At 48.3% G+C, this 20586-nt stretch carries 14 protein-coding genes; 8 read left to right on the top strand and 6 right to left on the bottom strand.

Translation table 11 applies throughout. From position 1 onward, the window contains the following. Positions 1-42: 42 nt before the first annotated feature. The gene (locus KOD92_RS20775; protein ID WP_215235513.1) at positions 43-459 is read right to left on the bottom strand and encodes a BLUF domain-containing protein; all 417 of its coding nucleotides are present in this window, start codon (positions 457-459) and stop codon (positions 43-45) included. Positions 460-654: 195 nt separating this feature from the next. Between KOD92_RS20775 and KOD92_RS20770 the strand changes: the two genes are divergently transcribed. After that, on the top strand, positions 655-2319 hold the full coding sequence (locus KOD92_RS20770) for a mechanosensitive ion channel family protein (protein WP_215235512.1): 1665 nt from the start codon (positions 655-657) through the stop codon (positions 2317-2319). Positions 2320-2330: 11 nt separating this feature from the next. Here KOD92_RS20770 and nhaA read toward each other — a convergent pair whose 3' ends face one another. Next, a complete protein-coding gene (nhaA, locus tag KOD92_RS20765; RefSeq protein ID WP_215235511.1) occupies positions 2331-3515 on the bottom strand; it encodes a Na+/H+ antiporter NhaA in 1185 nt (394 codons plus the stop codon). A 72-nt stretch (positions 3516-3587) separates the two neighbouring features. Next, positions 3588-5948: an ABC transporter permease gene (locus KOD92_RS20760; RefSeq protein WP_215235510.1), complete on the bottom strand. Its 2361-nt coding sequence runs from the start codon at positions 5946-5948 to the stop codon at positions 3588-3590. Between the two features lie 190 nt (positions 5949-6138). Between KOD92_RS20760 and KOD92_RS20755 the strand changes: the two genes are divergently transcribed. The 7 genes from KOD92_RS20755 (at position 6139) to KOD92_RS20725 (ending at position 14426) form a co-directional block, all read left to right on the top strand. After that, complete coding sequence (locus tag KOD92_RS20755; RefSeq protein ID WP_215235509.1) at positions 6139-6693, top strand: dihydrofolate reductase family protein; 555 nt, start codon at positions 6139-6141, stop codon at positions 6691-6693. Positions 6694-6976: 283 nt separating this feature from the next. Then, positions 6977-7495 (top strand): phage tail protein, encoded by a 519-nt coding sequence (locus KOD92_RS20750; RefSeq protein WP_215235508.1) that lies wholly within the window; start codon positions 6977-6979, stop codon positions 7493-7495. 42 nt (positions 7496-7537) lie between these two features. Beyond that, a complete protein-coding gene (locus KOD92_RS20745) occupies positions 7538-8053 on the top strand; it encodes a phage tail protein (protein WP_215235507.1) in 516 nt (171 codons plus the stop codon). A gap of 49 nt (positions 8054-8102) precedes the next feature. Continuing rightward, positions 8103-8621: a phage tail protein gene (locus KOD92_RS20740; RefSeq protein ID WP_215235506.1), complete on the top strand. Its 519-nt coding sequence runs from the start codon at positions 8103-8105 to the stop codon at positions 8619-8621. A 40-nt stretch (positions 8622-8661) separates the two neighbouring features. Continuing rightward, positions 8662-9165 (top strand): GNAT family N-acetyltransferase, encoded by a 504-nt coding sequence (locus tag KOD92_RS20735; protein ID WP_215235505.1) that lies wholly within the window; start codon positions 8662-8664, stop codon positions 9163-9165. Continuing rightward, entirely contained in the window at positions 9147-9455 is a 309-nt protein-coding gene (locus KOD92_RS20730) for a DUF6916 family protein (protein ID WP_215235504.1), read from the top strand. The genes KOD92_RS20735 and KOD92_RS20730 overlap by 19 nt, the downstream gene beginning before the upstream one ends. A 42-nt stretch (positions 9456-9497) precedes the next feature. Continuing rightward, entirely contained in the window at positions 9498-14426 is a 4929-nt protein-coding gene (locus tag KOD92_RS20725; RefSeq protein ID WP_215235503.1) for a T9SS type A sorting domain-containing protein, read from the top strand. Between the two features lie 107 nt (positions 14427-14533). On the opposite strand, the gene KOD92_RS20720 is transcribed toward KOD92_RS20725, so the two are convergent. The 3 genes from KOD92_RS20720 to KOD92_RS20710 all read right to left on the bottom strand — a co-directional run bounded on the left by KOD92_RS20720 (position 14534) and on the right by KOD92_RS20710 (position 20310). Beyond that, positions 14534-15406: a helix-turn-helix domain-containing protein gene (locus KOD92_RS20720; protein ID WP_215235502.1), complete on the bottom strand. Its 873-nt coding sequence runs from the start codon at positions 15404-15406 to the stop codon at positions 14534-14536. Positions 15407-15409: 3 nt separating this feature from the next. Next, positions 15410-16105 (bottom strand): SIP domain-containing protein, encoded by a 696-nt coding sequence (locus KOD92_RS20715; protein ID WP_215235501.1) that lies wholly within the window; start codon positions 16103-16105, stop codon positions 15410-15412. An 89-nt stretch (positions 16106-16194) separates the two neighbouring features. Then, positions 16195-20310 (bottom strand): hybrid sensor histidine kinase/response regulator transcription factor, encoded by a 4116-nt coding sequence (locus tag KOD92_RS20710; RefSeq protein WP_215235500.1) that lies wholly within the window; start codon positions 20308-20310, stop codon positions 16195-16197. Positions 20311-20586: the final 276 nt, after the last annotated feature.

Here is a 20586-nt window from a genome sequence, read left to right as displayed (position 1 = left end):
TAATCACCTGAAACCGCAGCGCGGGAAGATTTAAAGCAGAGGTTAATTACGGTGATTATTTACGTAAAAAGTCTTCAATAGCGACATTATAACACCGCCTTCGGGTGGACTTACGTACGGATTCCTTATAAATGGAAGCTGGTCGGATAAGGAAGTCATTTCGTTTTGGGTCAAAGTTTTATAACCCATCTGCCAGTCTGGGAACGACCTTTCTCCAATTTTTCCACTGTATAATCTGATAACCTGACTGTGCCGAGGATCGCTTGAAATGACACTGTAAAGATTACTTACCGTTGACTCTTCCCCTTCGAGCACTTGTATGATGCTGCCGTTGCAATACAGTAATACGCCTGTAATGCCCAATTTGCGGTTCTTTTGCTGGCTTTTATTTAATAATTCATCTAGTTCAGGAGCAGAAAGCATGTCGGAAGAACTAATGTAGACGAGGCAGAATTCCATCGATAGTTTGGGTTGTTGTAACGTTTGATAAAGTTTTTGTCACTTGTGGTTTCATAACTAAAATCATGCCACTGGAAGTTCGTGTAAGTGATGATCGGGGGCATCCTGTCGCAACCATTTTTACAGCCATTTTCGCATTCTCCCACATGCTGGCATACAATTTACACGGGGCGATGCACCAATTTGCCTTGAACAATGCGTTACAAAAAAAGACTGAATGCCTTTCTGATCAGCCCGCTTTTGGGCATCATATTGATGATCGCAGCACAGGTTCCTGTTATGGCGCAGCTGCCGCCGATGCCGGAGGATACTGCGAAACCAGCTCGACCGGTGTATCCGCCCGATTCGCTCGGCCGACGTACACCACGCGGTACCATCGACGGTTTCCTGAAAGCCAGCTACGAAAACGATTACCGGAAAGCGGCCTTGTACATTCGCCGCGACCCGGCGCTCAAAAAGCGTCAGAACACCCTGGCGCAGGCAAAAGCATTGCAGGCGCTGCTGGAAGTGAATGGCCGGATCTACCCGTATTCCTGGATCAGCAATGAGCCGGAAGGAAAAACCGACGACAACCTCGGCCCAAACCTGGACAGGATCGGTGCCGTCACAATTGAAAATGAATCCTTTGACCTGATCCTCGAAAGCTTTAAAGACAAGCAAGGCAATCCAATCTGGCTGTTTTCGACACAAACCATAGAGCGCATTCCACTCAATGTGAGTGATATCGAGACGAGTACGCTGATCAGTGACATTTCGCCTGCCTTCATGCAAAAAAACAAATGGGGAGGCGCGCCAGTATCACACTGGGTTGCTTCGATCATCCTGCTGATCTTTGCTTATCTGATGGCGTTTGGGCTGGCCAGGCTCGTTATTTTCTTATTGCCGAAATTCTACAAAAAAGCAGGCGAAGATCCGCATGCAGGCGTGATCCGGGCTTTTTCTCTGCCTGTTCAGTTATACCTTTCAACCTGGTTATTTATGTTCCTGAGCCGGGAGGCGGGTATTTCGCTCGTAGTTCGGCAACGGTTCGGAAACCTCAATCTCATTGTTGGGGTAGTGGCGGTAATGCTGCTCATCTGGCAGTTAATCGATGTAATTGGCGGGGTAACAGAACACCGCCTTAAAAAGCATCGCAATCAGGCAGCAGTGTCGGCGATCCTTTTTTTTAGAAGAGCTTTAAAAACGGCATTAGTCGTTGTGGGTGTGATTATGATCCTGGATACGCTCGGTTTTGATGTAACAACCGGTATTGCCGCGCTCGGGATAGGTGGTATTGCGCTGGCGCTAGGCACTCAGAAAACCGTTGAAAACTTTGTAGGCAGCGTGACGATCATCGCGGATCAGCCTGTTCGGGTCGGTGATTTTTGCAAGATAGGCGACATTTCCGGAACCATTGAGCGCATCGGAATGCGCGCTACGCAGGTCCGTACAAATGACCGGACCGTTGTTACAATTCCCAATGGAGAACTTTCATCACTGAAAATTGAAAACTATGCGCATCGCGAACGTCTGTGGTTTCACCCCATTTTCAATCTGCGGCTTGAAACCACACCGGACCAGATCCGTCAGCTGATCCAGGATCTGCGAAGGGTATTGCTTACCCACCCACGGGTTAATCCCTCGCCTGCCCGTGTCAGGTTTGTAGAAGTAGGGCCTGGCGGCCTCCAAATCGAGGTATATGCTTACGTTGACACAGCGGACTTCGATGTTTTCCTTGAAATACAGGAAGAGCTGCTTTTGAAAATGATGGAAGTGATCACCAGCAGCGGTACAAGCCTGATGCTTCCTTCCCAAACCGTTTATTATGCCAAAGATCACGGTCTACCCCAGCAGGAAAGCCCGATCATTCCCCCACAATGAGGTGGCTGTCGTTATTTATTTTTATGCGTTCTCTTGTTCACCTGTTGCAGCCAGAAATACCCTAAAATTCCGGAGGTTACCGAAGCAGTTAATATTGAGAACTTGGCTTCCGATAAGATCAGCTCCTCGCCAGCGAAAGAAAGCAAGGCGATGAATATCGACATGGTAAAGCCGATACCTCCAAGCATACCTACACCAATGATGTGCATCCAGGAAGCATGCTTTGGCATTTTACCGATTCCAAGTTTAACGGCAATCCATGAAAACAGGGTAATGCCAAAAGGCTTGCCAATTACAAGCCCCGCGATGATACCCAGGCCCAGCACAGTGGTCAGTCCTTGCAGCATGCCAGGCTCGAATTCAATATTCGTATTGGCGAGTGCGAAGATCGGCATAATGACAAAGTTCACTGGGTTGACCAATATATGTTCAAGCTTTTCAAGAGGTGACTCGGTTGCATCCGGGGTGGTAGGTAGCGCAAAGGCAGTCAGCACACCAGCAATGGTAGCATGGACTCCTGAGTGATGGATAAAATACCAGATGAAAAGACCCGGGATCAGATATGCTGCAAGACTTTTGACTTTAAGCCTGTTGAGAAGCAACAAGAAAATAAATATTCCAAACGCATATAAAAGGTAAGTGTAATGAATGTCGGTTGAATAGAAGATAGCAATCACCAGGATTGCCATCAAATCATCAACAATTGCCAGCGCGGAAAGGAATATTTTCAAGGAAGATGGCGCACGCTTTCCGAGCATGGAGATAATGGCGATGGCAAAAGCAATATCTGTCGCCATAGGTATGCCCCAGCCGCTGGCGGTCGGGGTGCCTGAATTAAACCAGAAATAAATCGACGCAGGGGCCAGAACGCCCCCGATAGCGGCCAGGATCGGCAGTGATGCTTTCTTGAAAGATGAAAGTTCACCTTCCACCATTTCCCGCTTGATTTCAAGGCCCACCAAGAGAAAGAAAACGGCCATTAATCCGTCATTGATCCAGAGCAGGACGGGGTAGCGCAGGTGAACACCAGCCATATCGGCGCCAATTTCCGTAGCGAGTAGTGCCTCAAAGCCTGGCCCTGCGCTTGAATTTGCAATGATCAGCGAAATCATCACACAAATGATCAGGATGATGCCGCCCGTTGAACTGGACTGGAAAAATTTCTTAAACGAATTCAGGTTAATTAGATTTGCCATGGGGTAAAACTAATAACTAACATTTAAACTACTTCCAAAAGCCTGGTCAAAATGCGAGACTAAAAAACGCTTCTACTCTGAACTGATCGATTGTACCGGATTGACCATGGCGGCTTTTACACTCTGAAAACAAATGGTAATTAACGCAGTTGTCAATGCCAGCAGGCCGGCCAGCAGGAAAGTCCACCATTGAATCTCCACTTTGTAGGCAAAATCTTTCAGCCAGTGGTCCATTACAATCCAGGCGATGGGCGAAGCTATGACGATCGAGATCACAACCAGTTTCATGAAATCTTTGGAAAGCAATGTTGTAATGTTCAGAACCGTCGCTCCGAGTACCTTTCGAATGCCGATCTCTTTCGTGCGCTGTTCAGTAGTAAAGGAAGTTAATCCCAATAATCCCAGGCATGAGATCACAATTGCTATCCCTGCAAAAAAGTTAAATAGCTGACTGGTTTTCTCCTCGGTACGGTAGAGTGCATTGTAATCGGCATCCAGAAAAGCGTACTCAAATGGGTAACCCGGAATGTATTGCTTCCATAACCGTTCGGCTTTCGCCAAAGCAACTGGCGCAAGTTGTGCCGTCGTGTGCACATGAACGCGGTAATTTTGGTTAGGGTGACTATATATAACGAGCGGCATAATGGGTTCGCGGATGGAGGTGATATTGAAATCTTTCACAACACCGATGATCACCCCTTCTGTACCGTCCAGTTTGAATCTCTTGCCAATTGGGTCTCTGATACCAGTCTGTTTTACAGCTGTTTCATTTAAAATAATGGAGGTTGAATCTGTCTTGTCGCCTCTGAAGTTCCTGCCGGCAATTAGTCTTAATTTAAAATTCGGGATGAAATCCTGATCTACGCTTAGCTGCGCCATGATGATCGTCCGGTCCCTGGCTTTCCCATCCCAATCAGTGGACACAGTGCCAGTCAGCACATTGACGGGTGTATCTGTGGCAGTGCTTACGGCCAGAATGCTTGACTCAGCTCTTAGTGCTTGCTTAAACTGCGGTGTAAAATTTCGTCCAACAAATGTGAAGGTATGTTCTCTGTCAAACCCCGGATCGCGGTCTCTGATAAAGCGCATTTGACTGCCAATGACAAAGGTGCCCACAATGAGCATGTTTGCGAGCGCAAACTGCGCTACCACCAATGATTTGCGAAGCAGCGCTCCACCGGCCTTGCTGGAACGTCCCTTTAAGGCCTGGATCGGATTATATCCGGAGATCAGAAACGCGGGGTAAAGCCCTGCCAAAACAAAACAGAATGCCAGTGCGCCTAGCAGAATCTGCCACGTGTGCAGATCGAAAAGTGAAAAGTGACCCGATTCGCCGGTAATACTTACATAAAAAGGAATAATACCTTGCAGCAGCCCGACCGAAAGGAACATCGACAGGCTCAATGTCAGCAGTGATTCCACCAGTAGCTGCATGGCCAGTTGTCGCGAGCCCGCGCCTACTACTTTTCGAATGCCAATTTCCTTTGACCGCCTGGTGGCCCGTGCGGTGGTAAGATTCACATAGTTAATGCAGCCGATACTGAGCAAAAGTAAGGCAACAGCTCCCATCATGCCTACCTGCTTACTGGCTGATTCATTTCCTTCCACCGGATATAGGTGGATTTCAGAAAGAGGCTGTAAGACAAAGTCCGAAGGGTTAGTTGCGTCGCGGTGTGCCCTGCCTTGTATGGCGGTCAGCTTTCCTTCAACTTTCGTCGGAACTGTATTCGCACCAAGCTTTACATATGTGGTAAAACTATAATCATCCCAGTTGTCATCAACTGAGCGGCGGCCTCCTTTCTGCGGATCAAGACTTTTCAAGACGGCGAGATTGACATACATATCGCGTCTGAATGATGAATTATAGGGAGCATCTTTCAAAATCGCACTTACTGTGAAAGTAGCGTTGCTTTCAACACTAACAAACGATTTGCCGATCGCATCGGCAGTGCCAAAGAACTTGTGAGCCAGTTTTTCGGACAATACCACAGAATTAGGCGCAGGAAAAAGCGCATTTTTATTACCAAAGATCACCTTGAAGCCATCGAATATCTCTATAAAATTAGAGTCTGTATAAGCAAGATTTCCCTTTTCAGTAAACGTCTGGTTGTTAACCCTGAATGTAGCCGAAGGATAATCTCCGATGCGGACGGCATTCTCTATTTCGGGTACTTCCCTAAGAGCCGACACTGCGATCGGTCCCGGTGTCGATGTAGATGTATACTCATCTTCACCTTTGCCAAAATGAGTATTGATCTGATAAATCCGGTCGGTATGTGTGTGGAAGCGATCGAAGCTGAGCTCATTCCGGACCCACCAGAACAAGAGTAAACTAACAGCCAGCACTACGGCAAGGCCTCCGATGTTCAGCGCCGTATACCAGCCGCCCGCACGCAAATTGCGAACCGCGACATTTAAATAATTTCGGATCATGAGGTATGGATACTAAGTGTTTATAAGTATTACCAACTCATTAGAAGTAATGTTGCAGCATCGCGAATTTTGAGGGCTGATATTTTTGTCTCAAATACCCCTTCTATATGTTCGAAATGGCCGCAGTAATGGATTTGAAGTTCGCTATTTTTGCTGCTGTCCAAAATCGAATCAAAACATCTGGCTAAGTATGAGAAAGATAATCGCCGCTATCAATATGACGCTCGACGGTTTTTGCGATCACACCGCAGTCTCGCCCGACGAAGCAGTGCACGCTCACTATGGTGAGCTCCTTAAAAATGCCGATACTGCATTGTATGGCAGGAAAACGTATTTGCTTATGGAGTTTTGGAAAGGCTTGGCAGAACAGCCCAGTGGAGAAAAATCGATGGATGATTTTGCAGTGAATATGGATGCTATTCCGAAAGTTGTGTTTTCCCGCACCTTGCAAAGCGTAGATTGGAAAAGCGCACGGGTTGCTACCCGCAGCCTCGAAGCGGAGACGCTGGCACTCCGGGAAGAAGAGGGCGGTAACATTCTGATTTGCAGCCGCAGCCTGATCATTGCGCTAATCAACCAGGGCCTCGTGGATGAGTTTCAGCTGATGGTACACCCGGTGGTGGCGCGAAAAGGTTTGCCTTTATTTGACGAACTCGCAGACGGAGTGGTTTTGAAATTAACAAAAACGCAAACCTTTGCCAGCGGTGCTATATTACTTTACTATGCTCCGTCGACGCAGCAATAGAATAACTTTTACCGATAACTAAGTTAATTCCTACTTTTTCTTGGATAGTGTTAATATTGGGCTAAGAAAATATTCCGAGCCTAACTTACTGACCTCTATGAAAATGTACATCCCCTCTTACAGTTCTCCGAAATTACATTCAGCTGCTTCCTGAGTAGCGTGTAGCCGGTTCCTGGCCGGTCTTTCCACATATTTTCCCGCACACTTTTCTTTACACCGCTCCCGGCTGACCACCCGGGATCGATGGCGTACATCCATTTTTCATCCTTTAACCTATTTCTACATGGCAGAACCATTTCTATCTGAAATCCGAATGGTGAGTTTCAATTTCCCTCCAAAAGGCTGGGCAAATGCCAGCGGGCAGTTTCTCCCTATCAATCAAAACCAGGCATTGTTCGCTTTACTGGGCACTACTTATGGCGGTAATGGACAGACAACTTTTGCATTACCCAACTTCCAGGGAAAAGTGCCCATTCACGTGGGAAACGGGTTTAATCTCGGGCAAACGGGCGGCGAAATAAGTCACACGCTCACTCAGAACGAACTACCGCAGCATAGCCACCTGTTGCAGGCGCGCGACACGGGGGATGCAAGTACCAATGTGATCGACCCTACCGGAAATTCGTTTTCAAACTCCCAACCTAGTAACCTGTATTCCAACGCGATCAACGACAATCTGCTGTCGCTTCGACCGGGCACAGTATCATCTGTCGGGGGAAGTCAGCCTCACAATAATATGCAGCCTTACTCGGTGCTCAATTTCGTCATAGCGCTGCAGGGAATTTTCCCCAGCCAGAATTAATCCCCCGGTGTTCCAGTCGATCACATCAAACACAGAAAATACATGGCACAACCATATGTTGGCGAAATAAGGATATTTGCGGGCAATTTTGCGCCTGCCGGATGGGAATTTTGCGAAGGTCAATTATTGCCGATCTCCGAAAACGAAACCCTCTTTCAATTAATAGGCACTTCTTACGGAGGCGACGGCGAGTCTACATTTGCCCTTCCTGACATGCAGGGCCGTTTGCCGGTCCACATGGGCAATAACCAGGGTACCAGCTATATCATCGCGGAAAAGGCAGGTACTGAGCAAGAAACGCTCACAAGTAACCAGATTCCCAACCATACGCACAATTTTCAGGTGACTACCGACATTGGGAACGTCCCCAGTCCGAGCGGCTCTATCATCGGCGTGTCCACCAAAGCGAAAATCTTCTTTGCGGATCCCCCTGTGGTAAATTTTAACGCCAACGATATCGGACCTGCCGGCGGAAGCCAGCCACACAGCAATTTTCAACCGTATCTGTGTCTCAATTTTATCATTTCTCTCTTCGGGATATTCCCGTCGCCGACCTGAAATCCGGCAAGAAAGGTGATGTATAAAAATTTAAAAACAAGAAAATATCATGGATCCATTCGTAGCTGAAGTAAGAATATTCCCATTCAATTTTGCGCCCAAGGGCTGGGCTTTTTGTAATGGTCAATTAATGCCGATTTCTCAAAATACCGCACTGTTCTCGTTGCTAGGCACAACCTACGGCGGCGATGGCAAGTCGACATTTGCATTGCCAGACCTGCAAGGCGCGGCGCCAATGCATCCCGGACAGGGAGCTGGCTTGTCGCTGCACGATCTTGGGGAAATGTCGGGAAGCACATCCGTAACATTGCTCCAATCTGAAATGCCGCTTCACAATCACCAGTTGCGCGCTGCCAGCGACGTTTCAGAAACCGCTACCCCCAGCAGCACGACCACGTTTGGAAAGGCAGACGAAGGTAGCGTATATGTAGGAGGTACTCCAACCAGCCCAATGGCACTTAACTCCCTGCAAGTGACGGGCGGATCTCTGCCGCATAATAATATGCAGCCTTATCTTACCTGCTACTTCAATATCGCTTTGCAAGGCGTATTCCCGCCAAGACCATAATCGACAACCACCTGATTACCGATTTTTTATAGTTACCATTATGAAGTTGAGTTTTACCCGCACCGATCTCCAAGTCAGGCCTATAAACGCCAATGATAGGGCATTCCTGCTCGATACCTACGCAAGTACACGTGCGGAAGAACTGGAAAGGGTCCCGGATTGGACCGACCTGATGAAACGGGAATTTGTGACGGGGCAATTCAACGCCCAGCATGATTACTATCAAAAAAACTATGTCGGGGGCAATTTCTGGGTGATTGAAGACAAAGGAAACAATATAGGGAGGCTCTACCTCCACGAAAACTACCAGGATAAGGGTATGCGGATCATTGACATTACGATTTCTCCTTTATACCGGAACCGCGGCATAGGCGAATCAATCCTGAAAGACCTGATGAACAGGGCCGCCCAACTCGGACGGCCGCTGAGCATTCATGTTGAAACTTTCAATCCTGCCAAGAATCTGTATACCCGCCTGGGATTTAAAACTGTAAGCGAAACAAACGGAGTTTATCATTTAATGGAATGGAAGCATACGACCTAAGTACCATAACGGCTGATGATTTCAGCAAATACATGAACCAGACGTTCGACGTCTATTTTGCTGAAACACAAATAGTACCCTCCGCTTTAACGAGAGTTACCCGGCTCAGCAGCTACACGCCACTCGAACGCGGGCCCTTTTCGCTGGAACTCCAGACGAGCGGAGATCACGCTCCCCGCCCCCAGGGAATTTACAGGATCGCACATCCTGAAATCGGGAACATAGAAGTGTTCCTGGTGCCGGTCGGGACCGATGTAAAAGGGATGAGGTATGAGGCTGTATTTTCCTGAAACTGAACTAACACAACAGGCTACATCAAACAAACTAGCTGCATGAAAAATTTTTACCTATATCTTACAGGGCTGGTGCTATTCGCTTCCGGCATCGAAATGGTCGACAGGCTCGGTACTGACAGCACCCGAAAAGAGCAATTCGCCCTGACACAGAACGACCGCGTGCGCGCCGAAAAATCAGCTTCGGTCAAAGTTCCCTACGCAAGATCCCGTGCCGCAAAGAAGGGATCAGCATTAATGCTTGTGCCCGGCATTTCGGCTACCAATACTTATGTGATCTCCAATGATACCGGGCTCAGCGGAGGCTCAGCAGGTGACGAAATCACCTATACTGTCACAATCAGCAATGGCGGCACGGATGCTACCGGAGTAGTATTCTCGGAAACGCTTGACCCAAACACCACCCTGGTGCCGGGTTCAGTAACCGTAAGCCCGATCGCTGTCAACGACTCATACAATACGATCGGTAACGTGGGGCTCAGCATCCCGGCAGGTAGCGGTTTGCTAAGCAATGATGTCAGTCCGAACGGAACTGCGCTGACTATTACCAGCTCCGCGACGGTTGCCACTGCCCAGGGCGGAAGCATCACACTAGATCAGAATACCGGTGCATTCACTTATGATGCACCAGCGGGTTATGTCGGAGCAGATACGTTCGACTATACCATCGGAAATAACTCAGGTACCGCATCCACCGCTACTGCTACGATCACTTCGTCGGGCGCTGTCTGGTTCATCAAGGCCGACGCCCCAGCAGGCGGAACAGGAACGCTATCCAAGCCATTCAACTCCCTGAACGCATTTCAGAGCATCAATAATAATACAGGCGTAAACGCCAAAGCCGGGCATCTTGTTTTTCTTTACACCGGAAGTTACGACGGCAGTGTGACGTTGCTGGCCAGCCAAAAACTGATCGGCCAGGGCGCGGGAGAGACAATACTTGCCCTTGGCCCATTCGCTACACCAAGCGGTGACAACCTCCTGCCAGCTACCGGCGGAACACGTCCGACCGTTATTTCTTCCGGAACCGCAGTCACACTCGGAGCGGGTAACACAATCAGGGGTTTCGACATCGGCAATACTACCGGTTCCAAACTTGCTGGCACATTCACGGGTACACTGACTATCAGGGAAATGGCTCTTAGCGGAAGCGGACGTGCACTGGCGGTATCAGGAGGTACTTTTGACGCCCAGTTTTCAGAAGTTTCTTCGAGCTCTACTGCGTCAGGCGAGTCGGTTACGATAGAAGCCGGCAGTGGTTCTGTCACGATCGCGACAGGAACTCTCAACGCTGTTAATTCAGGCGCGATCAGGATTTCGGGAACCTCACTGGCTTTGAACGTCAATTTCGTTTCGGTATCAAGCGCCGGCGCGTCAAAAGGTATCTCTGTTTCGGGTACAACAGGTTCTTTCCAGATTACCGGTAACGGGACGACAGACGGATCCGGAGGTACGATCCAGAATATCACGAGCCGTGGCATGGAGTTCATTTCGGCAGCCGGGATCACGATTAAGAACGTGAATATGCTTAACGCCAATACCACAGATGGGACCTTGCCCGTAGCCCTTGACAATTCAAATGCCAATGCAGCAATTCATGCAAATTCGGTAGCGGGATTGTCACTGGATAATGTGGAGATCACCGGCACGGTTTCGCAAGAAGGTATTAACCTGAGAGGTGTAAATAATTTTAGTTTTACCAATGGTACCATAGCTAATGGGGGTTCGGCAATCACAAGCGAAGAAGGATGTATTTACGCTATCAACACGACCGGCACCTGCACGATCACCAATTCTTCTTTTTCCAATCCCGGCGGACGTGCCGTTTATTTTGACAATACAAACACCAACCTTACCAGGATTGCGGTTTCCGGCTCCACTTTCGATAATGCCGATAACGGTTCAGGCTTGCAAATGTATGCCCGCGGGAGCTCAACAATGAACCTTCGGATTGATAATTCCCAGTTCACCAGATGTCGTACAGCGGGTGTAGAAGCTTATGCGACGGATAATGCAGTGATCCAGGCTGACGTGCTTAACTGTATTGTCAACCCGACTGATAACGTCGGAACGGGTATTGATATCGCCAGCTCAGGCAATGCTACTGCGAAATTTAATGTAAATAACAACACAGTATCTACGTGGAACGGCCCGGCACTGAACTTCTTCACGACGGGCAACGGCTATCTGGAAGGAAACGTTCTTAACAATATTGTTTCAAAAACCGCCCAGGCAGGTTCGGGAATCCGGGTAAGTAACAACACGCCAAGCGCGCGCTCAATTGTACTGATTAAAGATAATACTATTAATAGCTGGTCTACGGGGAACGGTATTGCGGTAGAAGCAACATCCTCTACCAGCGCGCTGAGCAACGTTACTATTGATAATAACACCTTAGCGATGACGGGTGTCGACGCGCTTTATGGAATCGACGTGATTACTGCCGGCGGCGGCTCGAACAATGCAAAGATTTGCGCCAACATCATTAATAATGATGTGACCATTTCGCCTGTTGTTAACTATGCAGCGAGAGCCCGGTCAGGAGTAATCGGCTCAACCGAGATCCGCTTGCAGGGAACAGGAACTACCTTCGCGGAAACCTGGAACAACGGAGGCAATACGCCCGGCGTCGGACCAGTAAACCAGAGCGGTGACGGACCATTTACAATCGGTGCAGGCGTAGCCTGCGCGACACCTAATGTACCTCCGCTAAACGCACGACTGGGCGCCGAGGAAATAGAAATATCGCAAACCGCACCGAAAGAAAACCCTCCTGCGCCATTGCGCCAGACAGCTGTAAACGGAGCAGTCACGGAGGATGTCGTGCAAACAGCACCTGCCGCTACGGCAAGTCCTGCCCGTTTGGACGGTACACAAGCCGGAGAGACGATCACAATCAATGGCAGCGGCAGCGGTTTTAATATCCCGGCTGGCAAAAATGTGATCATCGTGTTCAAGGCTACTATAAACGACGACATCCCGACGGCCGCCTGCGAAGTTTCGACCCAGGGTACTGTTTCCGGAAGCAATTTTGACAACGTACTGACCGACGATCCGACCGTAGCCGGGACAAACAACCCGACAGTTACACCGGTAGTATCGGTACCAGTGATCACTTTCTGCCCTGGCGACCAGACGGTATCGCCCGATGCAGGTACCTGTACATCTACGCAAACACTGGCGGCAACCGCAGATGCCTGTCCTGCTGCGACCGTTACATATAGTGTGGATGGAAATCCGATCACTTTCCCGTACGCATTTCCGGCAGGTGCTACAACAGTGCTTGTAACAGCCTCGAATGGCATCGGAACGGCTCCTACCTGCTCATTCACAGTGACTGTCACTCCTACGCCAGCGCCACCAGTTACGGATGAACCTGATGACCAGACCATTTGTGCGGGTTCAGGAACTTCATTCACAGTCGCGTCTTCTCAGAGCGATGTAATTTACCAATGGCAGAAAAAACCTTTCGGAGGTGCATTTGCTGATATTACTGTTGAATCAAATGCAACTGCTGACGATGCGACGCTGACACTTACCAATGTACCGGTTGAGGATAACCAGTCGGAATACCGCTGCATTGTTTCAAATCCATGCAACAGTACTACCTCCGCCGCTGCAATTCTGACGGTCAATGAGATCACAGGCTCTTCTTTAACCGGAACAATGAGTGTTAACCAGGGAGAAGCTGCGCCGGTAGTAACCTTCGGGGCAACGGGTGGTACATTACCTTACACATTTACTTACACGGTGAACGGAGGCAGCAATCTGACCGTTTCTACGACGGGAATCCAGACAACTGTAACAGTAAGCCAGCCGACGAATGTTATCGGTGTATTTACGTATGAACTGGTGAGTGTATCGGATGCACAGTCCTGTTCGCTGACCCCCCCTTCGGCGCAGACGGCAGTTGTAACCGTCGCATCTGACCTTTCCGCCACGATAACGGGCACTGCAACGGCATGCCAGAACACAACCGAGCCGGTGATCACATTTACAGCTGTCAATGGGATCGGGCCGTTTACATTTACTTACAACATCGACGGGGGATCTGATCAGACCATATCTACAACCGGTGTCAACACAACTGTCACGGTAGCTGCGCCTACCACAACTACGGGTTCGTTTGTTTACACTCTGACGAATGTCAGTGGCGCAGGCGACGCATCCGCATCTGTTGCGGGACAAACTGCTACGATCACAGTGGACGTGGCACCGACGATTGCGCTCACCGGTGATCAGTACGCATGCATGAGCGACCGGAATACCTATACGGTTTTCTTCACGGCGTCGGCGGGAGCAGTAGTTACTTCGGACAAAGGTATTGTCAGCGGCAATACGGTCACCGGCATTCCAACCGGTGAGACGGCAATACTGACCGCGACTTTCGGCGGCTGTTCAACTACGCTTAGCGTTTTCAAAGACTGTAATTTACCGGTAACTCTGATCGGCTTCTCAGGCTCCAAAATCGAAAACACAGCTGTTCTGCAATGGAAAACTGCCGAAGAAACCAATAGCGACCGGTTTGATATTGAACGGAGTACTGATGGTAGGAACTGGCAGATCGTTGGCACGGAAAAATCGCACGGTGAAAGTTATGCAGTGAGATCTTATGCATTTATCGACCAGGAACCTGCGGAGGGGGACAATTTTTACCGCCTTAAAATGATAGATCTGGATAATACTTTTGCTTACAGCAAGGTGATCAAAGTGCGTTTCGCTAACGATGTTTTGAAGTCAGAATTTTTTCCAAATCCGGTTGCCGACGTACTCACGCTGTCAAGTACAAAATGGAAGCAGGTCCAATCGGTTGAAATTTACAACATGACTGGAACCTCAGTTTATCGTTCGGCTAAAACGGTATCGAAAACCATATCGGTGAGAGATCTGCCTGTCGGCATGTATATTCTGAATATCACCCACTCGAATGGCGAGACGGTGAGTAGAAAACTGCTGATCAACAGGTAATAGAGCGAATGTCATATTTGAGTAGCCGGCGAGTTAGTCAGGCTGCTCACTAAAAAAGCGAAGGCCCTTTCTCTACCATGTAAAGAGAGGGCCTTTTTTTATTTCGATTACGACAGTTTTCCGGGTTGTTTGCGGAAAATGGCCGGCGACGTCCCGATGGATTTGCTGAATAGCCGGATGAAATATTTATGATCTTCGTAACCCAGTTGGAATGCGATCTCCTTCACGCTTTTCGACGTATACATCAACAGGCGCTGCGCTTCGCGTAAAATCTCCTGCCTGATGAGCCAGGTGGACGAAAAGCCGGTGATCGACTTTACCGTATCGTTGAGATAGCTTACCGTAATGTTCATTTGCGAAGCGTAATCGGCGGGTTTCTTTAATGCATGAAAATGCGCTCTGACGAGCAGATTAAAAACTTTGACAATCTCGACACTCCGTAACGATACCGCCTGGATACGCTCGTTTTCCTGAAATTGAAAAATGTTGACCGTTTTGTAAAAAAGCGCATTGAGCAAAGCCTGTACCAGTTGCTGCTCAAACTGAGCCGATTTACTGTCGTTTACCGCCGCAGATAGCAGCTGGAAAATGTGTGCAAACCATTGTTTATCAGTCTCATTGAGACGAATAATGGCAATATTGGCTAGCGAATGTTCGATCACCATTCGGGCATTTTGGTCAATGTATTTGGGATCAAAAGCAATCGCCCAGCCTTTGACATTTTTGGCCCGCCTGAAATCGTGTACCTGTCCCGGACAGGATAACATCAGCGCAGGCTCGTCCATTTCCACATCATGAAAGTCTATCGCGCCGCTCACTGAGCCACTTTCCAGCAAAAAACAGAAATAATGGTCATGACGATGCGGGCGGCCGAGGTGACCTGCCATGTCGCCGATTTGCTTATCGCCGGAGACATACGTGATTTCAATGCCCGTCAGGTCCTGCTGTAAATGCCTGATTTGAATATCCTGATTTGCCATTTTTTAAGACCAGAACCCGTGACCATATATCTTGGCGTGCACCCTGGGATCCGATTTCAATTTTCTTTTCAGCGCTTTCATCATAGGAATGTTTCCTGCAATATAAATGGAATTATAATCCGCCAGCGATTTGCCGCTATACCATTGTTCCAGTAAATCAGCTCCTTCATTTTGAGAATCTTGGATAAACTGAAATTCAGGATTTTCCTCTGTAAATGCGTCTGGTATTTCCTGACCGCCATTCACAATTACGCCCACTTCCATGGGATGTTCACTCGGATCTGTCAGTTGTCTCAATGCCAGAAAATGCCCCAGCGCACTGGCATCCGCCAAACCTAATACCGGCCCTTTCGCCGAGGGTAGCGAAGCTGCATGCGCTGCACCAAACAGGACCGGGTCGCCCGATTTCAATGCCCGTACCCAGCGGCTTCCGGCTCCGTCGTGTCCGCCGTCGATCAGCAGGGTACAAATGTTCAGTTCTGAATTCCAGCTTACAGGCGTATAATCCCGGTATTCCAGCTCGTCCACCTTGCATTTTAGCCGTTTGATAGAATCCCAGCCTTTCATATTGATGTGTGGAATATGCAGCTCTATTTCGTACAGCGTGCCGGGTTCCCACTTTTGGATGGAAGTTACAGTGCCACTGCTCAGCATTCGCTCCATTAATCCCGATGCTGCTTTTTTAAATATATTGACCATTTTACCTTTCTCTTTTCGACAAAGGTACGGGAGCGAAAAAGGGTATTTGTCCAACAAAAGGCAGGGGTAGGTGGACGAATGGCATTAAGTTACCGCTCCGATGCCATTCCCTCTGGATGTCTGCGCTTCGCGAGCTTGTATTCAGTAGGAAGTATATTGAACTTAGCTTTAAACGATTTTGCAAAATAATTCGGTGCCGTAAAACCGGTCATGTAAGAGATCTGCGAAATGCTTAGATCGCTGTTTTCAAGTAACAATGCGGCTTTTTCCAGTTTAATGGAGCGAATGAATTCAATAGGCGTCTGACCACTCATTTCCAGGACTTTGCTGTATAATGTTCCCCGGCTCATGCCTACATGCTTGCTCAAATTTTCGACGCTAAGCTGTGCAGTGTGCAGATTTTCTTCAATATAGGATAACATATCTTTCAGCAACTTTTCCTGGCTCGATTCCATCTGCGGTGCATTGCCAGCAACCTGTATCTGTCTGGAATAAACGCCTTTTAACAGCCGGTTAAGCAGGATCAAGTTGTTAATCTTTGCATTCAGAATGTCAAAATTGAATGGTTTAGTCAAGTAGTCATTTGCTCCTGAGCTGAGGCCTTCAAGTTGTTGCTGCTCGCCGGTGCTGGCGGTCAGGAGAATGATGGGAATGTGCTTGGTGCGCTTGTCCGACTTGATTTTCTGGCTTAGCGCGATGCCGTCCATTTCAGGCATGGCCACGTCGCTAACGATCAGTTCGGGGTGGTGACTGAGCGTTTTTTGCCAGCCTTCTTTTCCGTTACTTGCTTCGATAACATGGTAAAATGGCGCCAGACTTTCTTTTAGGTAATGCCTGAATTCATCATTATCCTCAATGATCAGCACATTGGAAGGATCTTCCGAACCGGCTTTTTCCTGCTTATTGAATCCGTTTTCAATGTCACCAGTACGCGTTTTTGGTGTTTCGACGGGCTGCTCATCCTTAGGCAAAAGTTCATCCGCAATAGGCAGCTCCACCGTGAATGTGCTTCCTGCGCCAGGCTGACTGGCTACATTAATCTTTCCGTGATGCAGCTGCACAAATTCCCGCACAATGGACAAGCCAATGCCGCTTCCCTGGTTCAGCACGGTCAGGTCCGTGTCGCTTTGAAAGAACCGGTCGAAAATCTTTTCATGCTGATCCTCTGCAATGCCAATTCCATTATCCGCAATGTTGATTTGCAGCCAGTGTTTTCCCTCGGGATCCGTTTGCAGCTGCACTTGTAAAGCCACTTCGCCGCCTTTTGGGGTGAATTTAAATGCATTGGAAAGCAAATTGAACAAAACGCGTTCGAGCTTTTCCGCGTCAAAATCCATGTCAAGCTGATCCAATGTACTTTCCACTTTGAACAGAATTCCTTTTCGAATGGAAAGATCGCTGAACTGCTCGCAGGTGTCTTTGATGAACAGAATAATGTCGCGCCGTTTCAAATCCAGCTTCACTTCCTGCTCCTGCATATTCTTGAAATCCAGCAACTGGTCCACGAGGTTAAGCAGTCGTTTTGCATTCCGTTTGATGGCCGTGACGGGCGGATGCAGCTCGGTCGATTTGGTTTTGACGAGCAGGTTATCGACCGGCGCCAGAATGAGCGAAATCGGCGTCCTGAACTCGTGGCTCAGATTGGTCAGAAACTTGATTTTCATCCGGTCCAGTTCTAACGCCCGTTCCACTTCGGCACGTTGCTGCTGCTCTTTGAACTGTCTTTGCAGCTTCTGAATGCCGCGCCGTCTCATCCAGTAAACAATTGCAAATGGTGCAAGAATGTAAAAAATGTAGGCGTAAATGGTCAGATAAAAAGGCGGTTTGACGATCACAGCCACCGACTTGGTTTGTGGCCCCCAGTTGATACCGTCCCCGCTGGCCTGCACTTCAAAAATATATTCGCCCGGGCTCAGATTGGTGTAACTCGCAAAGTTGGTAAGTCCCGTCTCGTTCCATTCCGATTGCATGCCGACCAGCCGGTGCCGGTAATGCATTTGTTTGGGATTGGTGTAATCCAGCGCTGCAAAACCAATTGAAAAATTCTGTTTGTAATCCAAACTGATGGTTCTGGCAACCGCAATGTCCGCGTCAATAAAATTGGAATCGGCGGGCGTAATGCTGCGGTTCCCGATTTTCAAATCCTTTAAAATGATCGGTGGAATGCGTTTGCTGTTGGGCAGGCTGCGGGTGTCGATGTAATTAAATCCGGCAATGCCACCGAAAAACAGCGTGTTATCACTCGCGCGAATGCCCGAGCCGAGCACAAATGTCCGGTCCTGAATGCCGTTATACGACGTGTAGTTAATGAATTTTTTGTTCTTTAGATCAAAATAGCTGATTCCCTGGTTGGTACTTACCCAAATCCGTCCCTGCGCATCTTCCAACACTTTGTTGACAATGTTACTGGCCAAGCCTTCCTTTGCTCCGTAAGTAATGAATTTCTTCGAACGCGGATCATACAAAGCCAATCCTTCACCCGAAGTGCCCGCCCAGATATTCCCTTTGCTATCCTCCAAAAGAGAGAAAACGATGTTACTGGCCAGGTCGCTGGTTTGCCTGTCAAGCAGCATTGATTTTTGGGTTATCGGGTCAAAAACCGCAATCCCCGTTCCGTGCGAAGCAATCCAAAGCTTTCCTTTCCGATCCAGCAGCAAGTCCCTGATATAACCATTCAACGGAATGCTCCGTTGGGTTACCGGAATGCCTGGATCGTACATTCTCCTGAAAGTGTTGGTAGAAGGATCGTACAAATGCACGCCGCCGCCATTGGTGCCCACCCATAATTTGCCAGACTTGTCCTTTTCGAAACAAAAAATCTCATTATTACTCAAACTGGTGGAGTCTTTTCCTTTTAAAAACTGCGTGTAACCGCCTGTTTTGGGATTAAATTGAAATAACCCATCTCCAAATGTCCCGATCCAGAGCTCATTGCTGGCTGTGAGTTCTAATGTTAAAATGGCGAGTCCGGATGCAGCGTTTTTGTTTTTTGGGTTAATGGGAAATTTCCTGAAAAGATTGGTTTGGCGGTTGTACAAATTCAGCCCGCCACCGTCTGTTCCTACAAACAATTCGCCCGATTCGGTCTCTGCAAAAGCAGTAACAAACGGGCCGCTCAAACCGTAGGGATCATTTACATCAGAACGCTTTAACCCAAAAATGGCCAGATTCTTATCATATTTATTGACACCACCTTTATAAGTCCCCAACCAACAAATGCCCTCATTATCAAACAAAATACTGCGCACCGATTTGTTGCTCAGACTAAATTGTGTCCGCGCATCCGGGCCATAACGCGTAATGATGCCTGTGCGCGTATCGAGCATGTTCAGCCCCGCATCCGTGCAGATCCAGAGCCGCTGCGGATTTTCCCACGTCACCGCAAAGACCATATTCGTGCTCAGCGAATTTTTGTTATCCGGCTCGTATTTAAAGTGTTTGATGATCTGCCCATTTGAATTGAGCTTAAAAACGCCGCTGAATGTGCCTGCCCAAATGTTTCCTTCCTGATCCTCGACAATGGACTTTACCGGTCGAGCGCCGACCTCTTCGGGCAAGGATTGCAGATAATTAATGTATTCCCCGGTTTTATCCGCCGGGTCAATTTTATACAAACCCGTCCGCGTTCCCACCCAGACCCTTTTTTTACGATCCACGGCAATGCTCAGGATCATTCCTTTGGAGATCTGATCAGGCATGTTGGCCACCGAAGTAAATGTGCGAATCTGATAGTTTTCCGGGTTTACCTGAATGAGGCCCGCTGTTGTTCCCACCCAAAGTTTGCCCGAAGCGTCACTGGTCATGCTGATGACACTGTGCGGTGACGGAATGCTTATGAATGCATCTTTCCGGCGATCATATAGGTGCAGTCCGCCTTCGATCGTACCCACCCAGATCCGCCCTTTTTGGTCCTGGTGCAAGCAAGAAATGTCGCTCGACTTAAGCGATGTCGAATCCTTTTTATTATGCCGATAAACCATCACATCCGTTCCGTCGAACCGGTTCAAGCCATCGTCGGTCCCGAACCACATCAATCCATAGCGATCTTTCAGGATAGCCGTGACGGTGTTGGACGACAATCCATCGGTCGAAGTGAGTGAAGTGAATTTGGGTTCGGCAGGCTGCGCCCACGCCGTGATCGTCGCTGCCAAACAGGCAACAATCAGGTAGAGCAAACGGAGTGTGAGCAGAATCTTCAAGCGCATTGATATGAGTGGGTTAAAACCGGAGCCCAGGACGAAAGTTATCTCAAAAATGCAAGTTTGTCCCAGAATCAGGCATTTTTTTGGCCAATTTGAACAATTGTATCCTTAATATGAACAAATGTGCTCACAGCAGGCTGCCCCGCTTCGCTACTTTTGTCGACAATAAATCAAATAATATCTGGAAAAAGTGATGCAGTTATTTAGATGATCAAAAGCCTAAGTTACACCCAATTCAAGTATTGTCAAATTGACACTTTCAAGACAACACTAATTAAA

The organism is Dyadobacter linearis, assembly GCF_907165045.1.
GTDB lineage: Bacteria > Bacteroidota > Bacteroidia > Cytophagales > Spirosomataceae > Dyadobacter > Dyadobacter linearis.
This window is presented reverse-complemented; position numbering and strand designations above follow the sequence as displayed.